This is a genomic window from Micromonospora sp. NPDC005367, assembly GCF_040606825.1.
GTDB lineage: Bacteria > Actinomycetota > Actinomycetes > Mycobacteriales > Micromonosporaceae > Micromonospora.
Genome location: NZ_JBEXFP010000009.1, coordinates 39918 through 54642, shown reverse-complemented (window position 1 = coordinate 54642; position 14725 = coordinate 39918). Strand labels below are relative to the sequence as shown.

Genomic DNA, 14725 nt, shown 5'->3' with positions numbered 1-14725 from the left:
CGGTCGGCCACGACGAGGAAACGGCAAACGCCCGCCGGCAGGACCGACGGGCGTTCCGAGTGGCTCCCCCGATTGGACTCGAACCAATAACCTGCCGGTTAACAGCCGGCTGCTCTGCCAATTGAGCTACAGGGGACTACCGTTGCCCGGTTCCGGATCTCTCCGGCACCGTGCGACGGAGACAAGAGTACAGGATTCCCGGGGGCATTGGTCCAGGGGGTTGCCGTCCCGAGTACGCCTGCGGCCGGCCGGGTGGCAGAATCGGCAAGTCGGACAAATCGCCATCAGGGCACAAGCAGGTATGAGCGCGGAGCAGTATGGGTAGTTAGCTGCGGACGACGGAACGCAGGCGCGAGATTGTCGTACCGCCGGGATGGAGCCCGGCGGGCGACGGCGCGTCAGGTACGGAAGGAGCCGCCATGCGCGGAAAACTGATGTTTCTTGGCGGGCTGGCTGCGGGATTCGTCCTGGGCGCCCGCGCCGGCCGGGAGAGGTACGAAGAGCTGATGGTCCGGGGTCGCAAGGTCCTCGACCACCCCACCGTGCAGGAGGCGGCGGGCGTGGCGCAGGCCCAGGCGACCCGGCTCTACAGCGAGGGCAAGGACAAGCTCGGCCAGACCAAGCTGGGCGAGAAGCTGACCGGCAACGGCAGCCGGCACGGCCTGACCGCTGCCGACGACGCCTTCGCCGGCTCGCCGGCCACCGCGGGCGCGAAGTCCGGCCCGAACTCGACCAGTGGCGGTACGGCCGCCGGGTCGAGCACGTCGAAGCCATCCGGTTCGGGCAGCACCCTCTGATCGCAGCACGTACAGACCCGGCCGCCGTTCCGGCGGTCGGGTCTGCGGCATGTCCACGCATGTCAGATGGTTCGGCCGCACCCTGACGACTTTCTCCGATTGAAGCGAAAGTTCGGCCTCAGACACGAAAACTTCTGGCGCTCGCCTCTTTTATTCAGTGGCGGGCACCAATATCGTCCTGCGTAGAACCTGGCCAGGCTCTCGGCACTCCCCGCGATCTCCCCAGCGGCGCCACGACGCTGGGGCGGACGCGCCCGACCAGAGCGAGGTTCGATGCGTAGACCCGTCGGCCGAAGAGCCACCACCTACCTGGGCCATCTCACCTCGTCCGCCCGACCCTCGTCGCGACCGAGCCGCACGGGCCCGTACGGCTCGACCAGCGGTCCCGGAGAACGGCACCGGGTCGAGTTCGCCGGTCAGGACATCGGCGTCACTCCGCCGTGGTCGTGGGGCTGGCGGCGGTCCCGCGACCACCGCCCGCCGTCCTCATCACCGGAAACCAGCACCGAGAGAGGCAGCAGATGAACCACAGTCAGCACGGAATGAGTCGTCGCCAGATGCTCGGCGCCCTCGCGGGTGTCGCCGGCGCGACCGCCGTCGGCGCCACCGGCCTGGGCACCCCGGCCTTCGCCGGCAACGGCCTGCTCGTCCCGCCCGGCAAGCGCGGCATCATCCTCTACAGCGTCCGGGACCGAATCAGCGCAGCTCCGGACGCCACCGGCGTGCCGTACGGCTTCGAGCGGGTGCTCGCCCGGCTCGCCGAGATCGGCTACAAGGAGGTCGAGTTCGCCGGCTACACCCAGCACGCCTCGATCCTCGGCCGACAGATCACGCCGGAGGAGATTCGCAAGGTCCTCGACGACAACGGGCTGCGCGCCAACGGCTCGCACGCCTCCGTCCCCAGCGCCGTCAACCCGGACACCATCGCCCAGTTCGAGCAGACCCTCGACACCGCCGAGATCCTCGGCATGACCCATATCGGCACGGGCGGCGACCCGACCGGCAGCAACTACAAGGCCGACTGGGACGCCGCCGTCGACAGGTGGAACACCTTCGGTGAGATGGCCGCCGCCCGCGGGCTCAAGCTGTACACGCACAACCACGACGCGGCGTACGACTTCCTGCGCGACAGCGGGCCGCTGGACGGCCAGGGTCGCCCGACCCGTTCCTCCGGCGTCCGCAAGCTGGAGTACTTCATCGCACGTACCAACCCCGAATGGGTCTGGTTCGAGATGGACATCTACTGGGCGCACGTGGCCCAGCACCGGTTCCGCAGCTACACCGACCCTGACGGCGTGACCCGGACCAACATCTTCGACCCGCTGGCCGTGGTCGCCGCGCAGACCATCCGGTTCCCGCTCTTCCACGCCAAGGACGGCACCTACGATCCGGGCAGCGCGGCCGGCTACGCGATGGTGCCGCTCGGCGAGGGCGACATCGACTACGGCAACTTCTTCGCGAACATGGGCGCTAAGGGTTACCACAACCCGATGTGGGAGCAGGACAACGCGCCGGGTGGCGCCACCGATCCGGGCCGCTCGCTGCGGTACGCGGAGATCAGCTACCAGCACATGTCGGGTCTGCGGGGCTGACCGACCCGGCAGGTGAACGCCAGGGGCCGCATCCGTGCACCGGATGCGGCCCCTGACCGCTGTGGAACCGGGCCCACGGCCCGTACGACCGATCGTCTCCGGCGGCGGGAGCGACGGTGGTCGCCCGTGGGCATCGGCGGATCAGTCCTTGCTGCTGAACGCCGCGTCGAACGCGGCGTCGGGCGCGTCGAAGGCGAGCCGGCGGACGAACTGGAGCGCCTCCGGGGCACCCACGAGCCGGTCCATGCCGGCGTCCTCCCACTCGATCGAGATCGGCCCGTCGTAGCCGATCGCGTTCAACGCCCGGAAGCAGTCCTCCCAGGGCACGTCGCCGTGGCCGGTGGAGACGAAGTCCCAGCCGCGGCGCATGTCCGCCCACGGCAGGTGCGAGGCGAGCCGGCCACGCCGGCCGTCACCGGTGCGCACCTTCGCGTCCTTGCAGTCGACGTGGTAGATCCGGTCGGCGAAGTCGAAGATGAAGTTGACCGGGTCCAACTCCTGCCAGACGAAGTGCGACGGATCCCAGTTGAGTCCGAACGCCTCGCGGTGGCCGATCGCCTCCAGGGTCCGCTTCGTCGTCCAGTAGTCGTACGCGATCTCGCTGGGGTGCACCTCGTGCGCGAAGCGCACGCCCACCTCGTCGAAGACGTCGAGGATCGGGTTCCACCGGTCGGCGAAGTCCTGGTAGCCGCGCTCGATCATCGACGGCGGCACCGGCGGGAACATCGCCAGCGTGTGCCAGATCGACGAGCCGGTGAAGCCGACGACCGTCTTCACGCCGAGCTTCGCTGCCGCCCGCGCGGTGTCCTTGATCTCCTCGGCGGCCCGCCGGCGTACCCCCTCGGGCTCTCCGTCGCCCCAGATCCGCGCGGGCAGGATGTCCTGGTGCCGCTCGTCGATGGGGTGGTCGCACACCGCCTGGCCGACCAGGTGGTTGGAGATCGTGTAGACCTTCAGGTTGTGCTTGGCGAGGGTCTCCCGCTTGCGCTCGACGTACGAGTCGTCGGCCAGCGCCTTGTCGACCTCGAAGTGGTCGCCCCAGCAGGCGATCTCGAGACCGTCGTACCCCCACTCGGAGGCGAGCCGGCACACTTCGTCGAACGGAAGGTCGGCCCACTGGCCGGTGAAGAGCGTGATTGGTCGCGCCATTGTCCTTCTCTCCCCTGTGGTGATGGGGATTCCGTACCTGCGGACCGGGGCGAGGGTGACCGGTGCTGCCCGGCGAGCGCGGCGATGCCGACGGGTACGCGTACGCACCTGGACCCGCCGGGTTGCGCCTCCCGCCGGGTCGCCGGCAACCTCCACGATCGCCGCCCCCACTCTATGGCCGCCGCCACCGCCACGGAAGGCCCCACCCGTGAGCGGCGACCGGCAGCGGGCGGAGGCGACGGGCAGCGGCCGACGGTGAGCTTCCCGGGGCCCTTCGGTGCGGGCGCACCTGGTGCCGGCGTGTCGTGATCCGGGTGGGAAGACCCGGCTGGGCCTGATGACTCAGAGGCATAGATATGCCTCTGAGTCATCAGGATCCAGAGGAGGTGCGACGGGCAGCGGTGACCTGTCGCCACACCTCACGGCAGCCTCAGGGCAGGGCAGGGCAGGGCAAGGTCAGGGCAGGGTCCACCGCTGGTTCGCCGCGCCCGTGCAGGTCCACAAATGCACCGGCGTGCTGTCCGCCGAGTTGTTGCCGGAGACGTCCAGGCACTTACCCGACTGCGGATTACGCAACGTCCCATCAGCCTGCGCCGACCAGTTCTGCGCACCCGTACCGTTACACGTCCACAACTGGACCTTCGTACCGTCCGCCGAACCACCACCCGACACGTCCAGACACTTACCCAGAGCCCGCACCGTCGAATTCGCCGTCACCGTCCAACTCTGCGCAGCACTGCCGTTGCACGTGTAGAGCTGCACCTGGGTGCCGTCGGCCGTGGCACCGCCCCGCACATCCAGACACTTACCGGCCAGACCCCGAACCGGCCCCGCACCGGACGTACCGCCACCGGCCCCCTTCACCAGGGTGAACTCGTCCACGTCGAACAGGCCGCCACCGGACCCGCTGAAGGTCAGGTAGAGGCTCTGCCCGCCCGACGGCACGCCGGCAAGCGTCGTCGTCACGTCGGCGAACGTGGTCCAACCGCCGGTGTTCGGCACCGCCACCGAGCCGAGCACCGGGCCCGTGGTCGAACCCGTACGGATCTGGATGGTGCCGCCCGGGCCGCCGGAGACGACCCGAGCCCGGAACGAGGTGACGCCGGTCAGGTCGACGCCGTCGTATGCCGCCCAGTCGCCCGGGTCGATGTAACCAAGCGTCTGACCGCCGTTCGCGCCGGGCTTGCTGAACGCGCTGACCCCGCCGGCCGAGCTGAACGCCTCCGCCTGGACGGTGGCGTTGCCGCCCGGCGGGGGCGTACCCCCGAGCTCCTTGATCCGGACGTTGCGGAACGAGACGTCGTCGCCGGTGCCGTGGTTCTGCAGGCCGATGTGCCCGGCGAGCGAGCGGGCCGGGTCGGTGTTCGTGAAATCGTTGATCTTGGTGCCGTTGAGGAAGACCTGGAGCCGCTCCCCCTCGACGAGCAGTTCGTAGGTGTTCCACTCCCCCGGCGGGTTCAGTGCCGCGTCGCGGGCCGCGAGGTCGGCGGACTTGAAGGTGTACACCGCGCCGGTGGTGCGGTCGGCCTCGTCGGTGGCGTCGATCTGCACCTCGTACCCGTTGTCCACCGCGGACCAGGGGTCGCTCGACGGTGGGGAGCCGATGAAGACACCGGAGTTGTCGTCGCCGGCCATCCGCCAGTCCAGCTTCAACGAGTAGTTGGTGAACTGCTCGGCGCTGTACCAGAGCAGGCCCATGCCACCGACCGAGGTGAGGGTGGCGTCGGTGTTGGTGAAGTTGCCCGGCCCGGCCTGCGACCAGCCGGTGGTCGAACCGTTGTAGAGGGCCGTGTAGCCGGTCTCGGGACGGCAGTCTGCCTTCGTCCGGCCGGCCGCGTACCGGATGCCGCCGAGCAGGTGGGCGCGGAACGCGGGCTCGGCGTACGACGCCTGTGTGTGGCCGCCGCCGGTGTAGAAGGCGCGGCCGCCGTTGTACGTCTTGCACCAGGAGTGCGGGTGGTCGGCGCCCATCCCGCCGCCCGAGTAGGACGACTCGTCGAGGGTGGTCAGCACCCGGGCCGTGGAGCGTGCGTTGGTCTGGTAGTTGTACCACTCGTCGGTGCGGGTCCAGGTCTGCGGCAGGTGCGCCGTGGCCGCGTGGCCCCGGTTCTCCACCTTGACGTTGGCCTGCTGGATGGCCGGGTGCGATGCGAAGTACGCGCCGACGAGATTGCCGTAGAAGGACCAGCCGTACTCGGTGTCGGCGGCCGCGTGCACCCCGACGTAGCCGCGTCCCGAACCGATGTACGACTCGAAGGCGGTCTGCTGGGCGGCGTTGAGCACGTCACCGGTGGTGTTGAGGAAGACCACCACCTCGTACTGGGCGAGATTGCCGGTGGTGAAGGCGGCGGCGTCCTCGGTCGCGGTGACCGTGAAGTTGTTCGCCGCGCCGAGGTCGCGGATGGCCTGGGTGCCGACCGCGATCGAGTCGTGCCGGAAACCGGCGGTCTTGGAGAAGACCAGCACGTCGTACGGGGCGTCGGCAGCGCTGGCCGGGGTTGCCGGGCTGGTGCAGGCGATGACGGCGAGGGCAGCGGTGGCCCCACCGAGGACGGATCGCAGAAGTCTGCGCATCTCAGCTCTCCTCAGACTGGTCTGGAGGGGCCCCTGCCCAACGATAGGCGTCGGCGAGGGGCCCTTCCGCTCAACTCAGGGCAGGATCCACTTCTGATTCGCTGCGCCCGTGCAGGTCCACAAATGCACCGGCGTGCTGTCCGCCGAGTTGTTGCCGGAGACGTCCAGGCACTTACCCGACTGCGGATTACGCAACGTCCCATCAGCCTGCGCCGACCAGTTCTGCGCACCCGTACCGTTACACGTCCACAACTGGACCTTCGTACCGTCCGCCGAACCACCACCCGACACGTCCAGACACTTACCCAGAGCCCGCACCGTCGAATTCGCCGTCACCGTCCAACTCTGCGCAGCACTGCCGTTGCACGTGTAGAGCTGCACCTGGGTGCCGTCGGCCGTGGCACCGCCCCGCACATCCAGACACTTACTCGCCAGACCCCGGATCGGCCCCGCACCGGACGTACCGCCGCCGGTGTTCAAGGTGAAGGTGTCCACGTCGTAGAGCGCCCCGGTGCCCGATCCGGCGAACGTCAGGTAGAGCGTCGTGGTGCCGGCGGGCGGACTGGTGACCGTGCCGGTGACCGTGGTGAAGGTTTCCCAGCCGCCGGTCACGGGCACGGAGGCCGAGCCGATCACGGTGCCGGTGGCCGAGCCGGTCCGCAGCTGGAGGGTGCCGCCGGCGCCGGCCGACGAGACCCGGGCGGTGAACGAGGTCACGTTGCCGACCTGGTAGGGCTCGAAGGCGATCCAGTCGCCGTTGTGGATGTCGCCGACCGTCTTGCCGCCCTCGGCCGCGGTCTTGTCGAAGGTGTTGATCCCCGACGAGGTCTTGAAGTGTTCGGCCTGGCGGTGCCGGGGCTGAAGGGTGTGCTGGGTGTGGGTGGTGAGGCCGCCCGCGTCGGTGTACTCGGCGTCGAAGATCGCGAAGATGTTCGCCGCGTAGTCGTGCTCACCGTCGACCGGAATCGCGATGGTGCCGGAGCAGCCGTTCTGCGAGGTGATCTGGTGCCCGTGCTGGTCGTGGCCGAGCACGTAGGTCATCTTGACCTTGGTGCAGTCGATCGTGCCGTCCTCCGGGTCGGTGACGGTGACGCCGAACGGCACCGAATCACCGAAGGAGAAGAGCTTGCCGTTCCCGGGGTTGGTGATGGTCACCGTGGGCGCGGTGTTACCGACGTTGATCACCACGTTGGCGCTGCCGGTGGCACCCTGCGGGTCACGCACGGTGAGGGTGGCCGGGTACGTGCCGTTGGCGGTGTAGGTCTTCGTCGGGTTGGCCGCCGTGGAGGTGGTGCCGTCGCCGAACGCCCACTGGTAGGTCAGCGCCCCGCCGTCCGGGTCCGACGAGCCCGCCGAGGAGAACGTGACGGTCAGCGGGGCGGCGCCGGAGGTCTTGTCGGCTGCCGCCCGGGCCGTGGGCGCCCGGTTGCCGCCGCCGATGTAGTCGAAGCGGTAGAGCGCCGAGTTCGCGTCCCCGTTGAAGTAACCGGTGCCGTAGTCGAGGACGTAGTACGCGCCGTCCGGGCCGAAGGCCGAGTCCATCACCTGTTTGCCGGTCCACGGGAAGGCATCGATGGTGCCCCGGGATCCGTCGGCGTTGACGTGGATCGGCTTGATCCAGCCACGGCCGAACTCGGTGGCGAAGAACTGACCGTCGAAGGACTGCGGGAACTTCGTGGTCGAGGGGTTGGCGGCGTCGTACCGGTAGACCGGACCGCCCATCGGGGACTCCGAGCCGCCACCGAAATCGGACGGGCTGCCCGCGTCACCGCCGTAGCGGATCCAGGCGGGCTGCGCCGGCGGCAGGGTGGACCGGCCGGTGTTGCGGAACGAGTTGTTCGTCGGGCCGCCAGCGCAGTTGAACTTCGGGCCGGTGGCGTTGGTGGCGAAGTTCCACTCGTTGTACGTCTCGGTGCTGGTGTTGGTGCCGGTGCAGTACGGCCAGCCGTAGTTGCCCGGCCCGGCGACCCGGTTGAACTCGACCTGACCCGACGGGCCGCGGGTGCTGCTGGTCGAGCCGGCGTCCGGTCCGTAGTCGCCCACGTAGACGATGCCGGTGGCCTTGTCCACGCTCATCCGGAACGGGTTGCGGAAGCCCATCGCGTAGATCTCGGGGCGGGTGCCCGACGTGCCGGGCGCGAAGAGGTTGCCCGATGGGATGGAGTACGTCCCGTTCGCGTTCATCTTGATCCGGAGGATCTTCCCGCGCAGGTCGTTGGTGTTGCCGGCGCTGCGTTGCGCGTCGAACCCGGGATTGCGGTTGGTGCGTTCGTCGATCGGGGCGTACCCGGCGGAGTCGAACGGGTTGGTGTCGTCCCCGGTGGAGAGGTAGAGGTTCCCGGCGGCGTCGAAGTCGATGTCGCCACCGACGTGGCAGCAGAGCCCCCGGTCGGCGGGCACGTCGAGCACGTCGACCTTGCTGGCCTGGTTGAGCGTGAAGTCGGCGTTCAGGGTGAAGCGGGACAGCCGGTTGACGCCCTGCCAGGCGGAGAAGTCGGTGCCGGTGGCCGGAGCGTCGCCGGCCGGGGTGGACAGCGGCGGCGCGTAGTAGAGGAAGATGTGCCGGTTGCTGGCGAAGTTTGGGTCCACCCCGACGCCCTGCAGTCCCTCCTCGTCGTGGGTGTAGACGGGGATGGTGCCGGCCACGGTGGTGGTGCCGTTCACGTCGGTGCGACGCAGCGTGCCGTTGCGCGCGGTGTGCAGCACCGAGCGGTCCGGCAGCACGGCCAACGACATCGGTTCGCCCAGTTCGGCGACGCCGCGGGCGAGCTCCACCTGCTGGAAGTCGGTGGCGTTGATCGGATGGGCCTGAGCCGGAGCCGGGCCGCCGAGGGCGGTCGGGCCCGCGCCGAGGGAGACCGTGCCGGCCGCGACGACCAGCAGCAGGGCCGCACCGGCGGTGAGCCGACGTCGGGTCCGGTGGTGGGTGCTGTCCGATCTGGACATCGTGAGGCTGTCCCTTCCTGACGATTGACTGCCAGGCGGGCGCGCGCCGACGCGCCGGGGCCGTAGCGGGGGGTTGCGGTGTGGCCACCCGGGGTGCCGATCCGGCCGGCCGTGAGCACTCCGGCGCTGGAGCCACCCGCGCGGAGGTCACCAGTCGATGGGTTACCGCGCCGCCGGCTCGCCTCGACGAAACAGTGTGGTATTGGTCACGACATTAAGTTACGTACTTCGATGTGTCTATACCTTCTGCCGGCCCGAGCCGGACTTCCGCTCGACCGGTCGAAAGTCGTGGGGCAGCCGCCGGTCAGGAGCGGCGGTCGATCGCCTGCCCGGCGAGGCCGACCAGGGCCACGCGGGTCGCCGTGTCCACCGGCGCACGTTCGAGCGCCGCCAGCGCCTGCTCGGTACGCACCCGGATCATCTGCTCGATCCGGGTCCGCGCGCCGGTCCCCTCGATGATCATGCGCAGTTCGGCCGCACCATCGGCATCCAGCTCGGGATTGCCGAAGAGTTCGCGCAGCCGGGCCGTCTGCGTCCGGTCGGCGGCGCTGCGGGCCAGCGCCATCATCACCGTCGGCTTGCCCTCACGCAGGTCGTCCAGGATCGACTTGCCGGTGACCGCCGGGTCGCCGAAGACGCCGAGCACGTCGTCGCGGAGCTGGAACGCGTCGCCCAACGGATCACCGAACTCGGCCAACCCCTCGATGAGCTCCGGCGGTCCACCGGCCAGTGCCGCGCCGATCTGCAACGGCCGGGTGACCGTGTAACGGGCGGCCTTCATCCGGATCACGGTCAGCGCGCTGGCCACCGAGCCGTCCCCGACCCCGGAGACGAGATCCAGGTACTCCCCCGCGATCACCTCCGTGCGCATCAGGGCGAACACGGCGTACCCCCGGTGCACCTGCTCGGTGGGCAGGCCGCACTCATGGAACATCTGATCCGACCAGGCGGCGCAGAGGTCCCCGCAGAGCAGCGCCGTGTTCCGCCCGTACGCCTCCGGGTCGCCCCGCCACGACGAACGCGCGTGCAGATCGGCGAAGAGCCGGTGCACCGACGGTTCCCCCCGACGGCGGTCACTACCGTCGAGGATGTCGTCGTGGATCAGGGCGAACGCGTGGAACAGTTCCAGGGCGGCCGAGGCCACCACGATGGGTGCCCCGTCCTCACCACCGGCACCGCGCCAGCCCCAGTAGCAGAAGAGCGGACGCAGTCGCTTCCCACCGGCCAGCACGAACCGCTGCAACGCGGTGAACACACCGCGCGGCGCGCCGTCCGGCCAGTCCGGCCCCTGACGGTCGAGAAACGCGGCCAGCTCGGCGTCGAAGCGCGCCCGCAAGCCGCTCGCGTCGGTCGGCGCAACCGTGACCGTCACCGGGTGTCCTCCTTCGTGGCCGCGCCAAGCCCGGCGAGCTCCAACAGCAGGGACTTCACGTCCGTCGCCGCGAGGCGCTCCCGGGCCGCGGCCGGGTCCGAGCAGAGCAGCACCGGCCCGTCCGCCGGGTCGGCCGGCAGCCGTCCGTGCGAACCACGTACCGCCCGCGCGCCCGCGTCCAGCCCGACCACACTCATCAGGTAACGCATGCCGAGCTTCTTGCGGGCCAACGCCACCGCCGCCCGACGCTTGGCCGCCGCGGGAGCGGCCGGGTCGAAGAAGAGCTCGGCCGGGTCGTACCCGGGCTTGCGGTGGATCTCCACGAGCCGGGCGAAGTCCGGCGCCCGGTCGTCGTCCAGCCAGTAGTAGTAGGTGAACCAGGAATCCGGCTCCGCCACGAGCACCAGCTCGCCGGCCCGCTCGTGGTCCAGCCCGTACGCGGCCTTGCCGTCGGCGTCCAGCACCTCGGCCACCCCGGGCAGGCCGGCGCAGAGCTTCGCCACCGCGGGCACGTCCGCAGGGTCCCGCACATACACGTGCGCCACCTGGTGGTCGGCGACCGCGAACGCCCGCGACGTCCACGGATCCAGGTACTCCATGCCGGCCTGGGTGTGCACCTGCAGCAGCCCCTCCGCACGCAGCAACCGGTTGACGTCGACCGGGCGGGACACGTCGGTGATGCCGTACTCCGACAGCACCACCACCGTCGCGTCCCGGGCCTCGGCGGCGTCGAGCAGCGGGCCGAGCACCACGTCCAACTCGGCCGCGGCGGCTGCGGCCCGGGGCGAGGAGGCGCCGTGCCGTTGCAGGTCGTAGTCCAGGTGCGGCACGTAGACCAGGGTCAGGTCCGGCGCCTGGTCGGCGAGGATCTGCTCGGCCGCCCGGCAGATCCAGGCGGAGGAGGCCAGCCCGGCGCCCGGACCCCAGTAGCTGAAGAGCGGAAAGGTGCCGAGCCGCCCGGTGAGCGCCTCGTGCAGCTGCGGTGGGTCGGTGTAGCAGTCCGGGTCCTTACGCCCGTCGGCGTGGTAGATCGGCCGGGGCGTGACCGTCCAGTCGACGTCCGCGCCCATCGCGTACCACCAGCAGACGTTGGCCACCGTGTAGCCGGGCTCGACCCGCCGGGCCGCCTGCCAGAGCTTCTCTCCGCCGACGAGGGCGTTGTGCTGCCGCCAGAGCAGCACGTCGCCGAGCTCCCGGAAGTACCACCCGTTGCCCACGATGCCGTGCCCGGCGGGCGGCTCCCCGGTGAGGAACGTGGACTGTACCGAGCAGGTCACCGCCGGCAACACGGTGCCGAGCTCGGCCTGGAAGCCACGCTCGGCGACCGCCCGCAGCCGCGGCATGTGTGCCAGCAGCCGGGGGGTCAGCCCGACCACGTCCAGCACCACCAGACGACGACTCATGCCGGCACCTCGCTCCACTCGTCACCGCTGCGCGGCGATCCCTGATCCGGCACGCCCGCCGGGCCGACGGGCGCGAGGCCGAGCGCGGTCAGCTCGGCCCGGGCGAAGGCAAGCTCGGCGGCGATCCCCGAGGCCAGCTCCGCATCGGTGCGGGGGCGCCGCGCCTCCGGCAGCACCCCCCAGGTGTACGTCTCGACGTCGAGGTGGTCGCAGCCCGCGTCCGGACCGCTGAACAGCTCGGTCAACGCGGCGCGCAACACCGGGACGGTGGACTCCAACGGCGCCTCGGGCGGAGCGTGCAACGGCACGTGGTAGTGCACCCGCCACCGCCCCGGCAGCCGCGCGTCGAGCGCGGCGTCGAGGTCGTCCGCCGCGTACGCCGGATCGGCCGGGTCGTCGCCGCCCGCGCACCCGGCGGCCCGGGTCTGGTGCAGGAAGCGCGGCTCGACCCAACGTCGGAGCGCCTCGGCGGAGCCGACCGGGTCGGCTGCCTCCAAGGCGGCCGAGACCTGCACCTTCACCACGGGCAGGCCGGCGGCGCGCAGCCGGGTCAGCGCCTCGGCCGGTTCCTCCCAGGCGCAGGCGAGGTGCGCGAGGTCGACGCACACGCCGAGTCGATCGGTGTCCATCGCGGACAGCATGGCAGCGGATTGTTTCGTGCTCTCCACCAAACAGCCGGGTTCCGGCTCGAACCCGACCCGGATCCGTCGACCGGTGTCCCGCTCCACCTCGGCCAGCCCGGCGGCGAGCTGGTCCAGTCGCGCGTGGGCGGCCGCAGCCCGGCCGCCGTCCCACGGATCCCGCCACGCCAGCGGCAGGGTGGAGATGGAGCCGCGGGCCGCGTCGTCGGGAAGCAGGTCGGCGAGGATCCGGGCCAGGTTCAGGGTGTAGTCGAGCCGGTCGGGCGTGGTCCAGTCCGGGTGGTAGACGTCGCCCTTGACCACTGGGGCCTGGAAGGCCGCGTACGGGAAGCCGTTGAGGGTGACCACCTCCAGGCCCCGGGCGGTCAGCTCGGCACGCAGCCGGAGGCGGGCGGCCGGCTCGGCGGCAAGCGCCGCCGCGACCGGGGCGGCCAGCCAGAGCCCGAGCCCGAGCAGGTCGGAGCCGAGCTGCTGCCGAACCGGGACGGCGTAGGTGTCCAGTTGCGCGATGATGCCGGCGAGGTCCTCGGCCGGATGCACGTTGGTGCAGTAGCCGAGGTGCACGAGTTCGCCGGACGCGTGCCGCAGCCGCATCAGCTCCCCCCGCGCAGGATCGAGTTGCCGGCGAAGGTGGCGGGCGGCGGGTCGAGGTCGGTGACCTCCACGTCGGTCAGGTCGAGCCGCTTGGACTGGCCGTAGAACTCCACCGGGTTGCGCCACAGCACCTGGTCGACGTCGTCGGCGGTGAACCCAGCCGCCAGCATCGCCTCGGCGGTGGCCCGGGTGAGCAGCGGGTCCGAACGGCCCCAGTCGGCGGCCGAGTTGACCAGCATCCGCTCGGTGCCGTGCTCCCGCAGGATCTCCACCATCCGGGGCGGTGACATCTTCGTGTCCGGGTAGATGGAGAAGGCGAGCCAGCAGCCGGTGTCCCGAACGAGCTTCACGGTGACCTCGTTGAGGTGGTCGAGCACCACTCTGCCGGGTTCGATACCGGACTCGCGGACCACCGCGAGGCTGCGCTCCACGCCCCGGGCCTTGTCACGGTGCGGGGTGTGCACCAACGCGGGCAGGTCGTGCGCCACGGCGAGCGCGAGCTGCGCGGCGAACGCCTCGTCCTCCTGCGGGGTCATCGAGTCGTACCCGATCTCCCCGACCGCCACCACGCCGTCCTTCTCCAGGTAGTTCGGCAGCAGGTCGAGCACCGGTCGGCAGCGCGGGTCGTTGGCCTCCTTCGGGTTCAGCGCGATGGTGGCGTAGTGCCGTACGCCGAACTGCCCGGCCCGGAACGGTTCCCAGCCGACCAGCGAGTCGAAGTAGTCGCTGAACGAGGCGGGGCTGGTACGCGGCTGCCCGAGCCAGAACGCCGGCTCCACCACCGCGCGTACTCCGGCCGCCGCCATCCGCTCGTAGTCGTCGGTGGTGCGCGAGGTCATGTGGATGTGCGGGTCGAAGATGCGCATCACGCCTCCATGGCGGTGGGTCGGCCGGAGCCGGCGGTGAGCCGGCCGAGCAGGTCGGTGGCGTCCGCGGGCATGTTCCGCCCGGCGGCGTGCCGTTCGTCGGCGAGACCGGCGAGCATCACGGCCAGCTCGCCGTCGGCGCGGGCGTCGAGGTCGGCCACGGCGGCCAGCGGCACCCCGGTGAAGACGCACTTCAGGACCGCCTGCCGCCACGCGGCGACGTCGAGGTGCCGGGCGTACGGGCCGAGCGCGGCGGCGAGCAGCCGCGTGTCGTTGGTCCGGATCGCGTCGTGCAGCAGGGGCACCGCCGCCGCGCCGATCGGCAGCAGGGTCAGGGCCTTGAGCACGGCCCGCTTCTCGGCCGCGTCGCCCCGCCGGTAGAGGGTGTCCGCGTATTCGGCGTGGTCGGCGGGCAGGGCGGTGAGCAGTAGTGCGCGGGCGGCCTCGTCAGCGGTCCAGCCGGGTGTGTCGGGCAGCGCGGCTCGACCGCAGCGCCGGCCGGCGGCCGGGAAGAACCTGGTGATCGTGGCCGGGTCGACCGCCACCTGCCGCAGCGCCTCGTCCAGCCAGTCCGGGTCGGGTACGCCCCGCAGGGCCACCCGGAGATGATCCACTGTCATCGTGCCTCCCCTCGGCGCCGCTCCGGATCGCGGAGCCGGCGCGTATCGCCGTGGGTGCCCGAGCGTCGCCTCCCCGGCCGCGGCCGGAAGCCCGCGCCGGTGGCCGTGGCCCGGTCGCGACGCCGCGACCGCATCGCCGTGTGCCGTGCCGCGGCCGGAGCCGCGACGTGC

At 70.8% G+C, this 14725-nt stretch carries 10 protein-coding genes and 1 tRNA gene; 2 read left to right on the top strand and 9 right to left on the bottom strand.

Translation table 11 applies throughout. The features are described 5' to 3' along the window. Positions 1 to 60: 60 nt before the first annotated feature. Positions 61 to 136: transfer RNA gene (locus ABZS42_RS09135), tRNA-Asn, on the bottom strand. A 283-nt stretch (positions 137 to 419) separates the two neighbouring features. Here ABZS42_RS09135 and ABZS42_RS09130 point away from each other — a divergent pair. Beyond that, on the top strand, positions 420 to 797 hold the full coding sequence (locus ABZS42_RS09130; RefSeq protein WP_355143412.1) for a hypothetical protein: 378 nt from the start codon (positions 420 to 422) through the stop codon (positions 795 to 797). A gap of 542 nt (positions 798 to 1339) precedes the next feature. Further along, positions 1340 to 2389, top strand: coding sequence for a sugar phosphate isomerase/epimerase family protein (locus ABZS42_RS09125; protein WP_355143411.1), 1050 nt, complete (start codon positions 1340 to 1342; stop codon positions 2387 to 2389). Positions 2390 to 2530: 141 nt separating this feature from the next. Here ABZS42_RS09125 and ABZS42_RS09120 read toward each other — a convergent pair whose 3' ends face one another. The 8 genes from ABZS42_RS09120 to ABZS42_RS09085 form a co-directional block, all read right to left on the bottom strand. Then, on the bottom strand, positions 2531 to 3538 hold the full coding sequence (locus ABZS42_RS09120; protein WP_355143410.1) for a sugar phosphate isomerase/epimerase family protein: 1008 nt from the start codon (positions 3536 to 3538) through the stop codon (positions 2531 to 2533). Positions 3539 to 3994: 456 nt separating this feature from the next. Then, a complete protein-coding gene (locus tag ABZS42_RS09115; protein ID WP_355143409.1) occupies positions 3995 to 6112 on the bottom strand; it encodes a lectin in 2118 nt (705 codons plus the stop codon). A 75-nt stretch (positions 6113 to 6187) separates the two neighbouring features. Next, positions 6188 to 9058 carry a ricin-type beta-trefoil lectin domain protein gene (locus ABZS42_RS09110; RefSeq protein ID WP_355143408.1) on the bottom strand — a complete coding sequence of 957 codons (2871 nt, stop codon included), beginning with the start codon at positions 9056 to 9058 and terminating at the stop codon, positions 6188 to 6190. A gap of 304 nt (positions 9059 to 9362) precedes the next feature. After that, on the bottom strand, positions 9363 to 10430 hold the full coding sequence (locus ABZS42_RS09105; protein WP_355143407.1) for a polyprenyl synthetase family protein: 1068 nt from the start codon (positions 10428 to 10430) through the stop codon (positions 9363 to 9365). Further along, the gene (locus ABZS42_RS09100; RefSeq protein WP_355143406.1) at positions 10427 to 11833 is read right to left on the bottom strand and encodes a nucleotide pyrophosphatase/phosphodiesterase family protein; all 1407 of its coding nucleotides are present in this window, start codon (positions 11831 to 11833) and stop codon (positions 10427 to 10429) included. Before ABZS42_RS09100 ends, ABZS42_RS09105 begins: the two co-directional genes overlap by 4 nt. Continuing rightward, the gene (eboE, locus tag ABZS42_RS09095) at positions 11830 to 13068 is read right to left on the bottom strand and encodes a metabolite traffic protein EboE (RefSeq protein ID WP_355143405.1); all 1239 of its coding nucleotides are present in this window, start codon (positions 13066 to 13068) and stop codon (positions 11830 to 11832) included. Before eboE ends, ABZS42_RS09100 begins: the two co-directional genes overlap by 4 nt. Continuing rightward, complete coding sequence (locus ABZS42_RS09090; RefSeq protein WP_355143404.1) at positions 13068 to 13934, bottom strand: TatD family hydrolase; 867 nt, start codon at positions 13932 to 13934, stop codon at positions 13068 to 13070. The genes eboE and ABZS42_RS09090 overlap by 1 nt, the downstream gene beginning before the upstream one ends. Continuing rightward, positions 13934 to 14554, bottom strand: a complete 621-nt coding sequence (locus tag ABZS42_RS09085; RefSeq protein ID WP_355143403.1) for an EboA domain-containing protein — start codon at positions 14552 to 14554, stop codon at positions 13934 to 13936. Before ABZS42_RS09085 ends, ABZS42_RS09090 begins: the two co-directional genes overlap by 1 nt. Positions 14555 to 14725 lie beyond the last annotated feature (171 nt).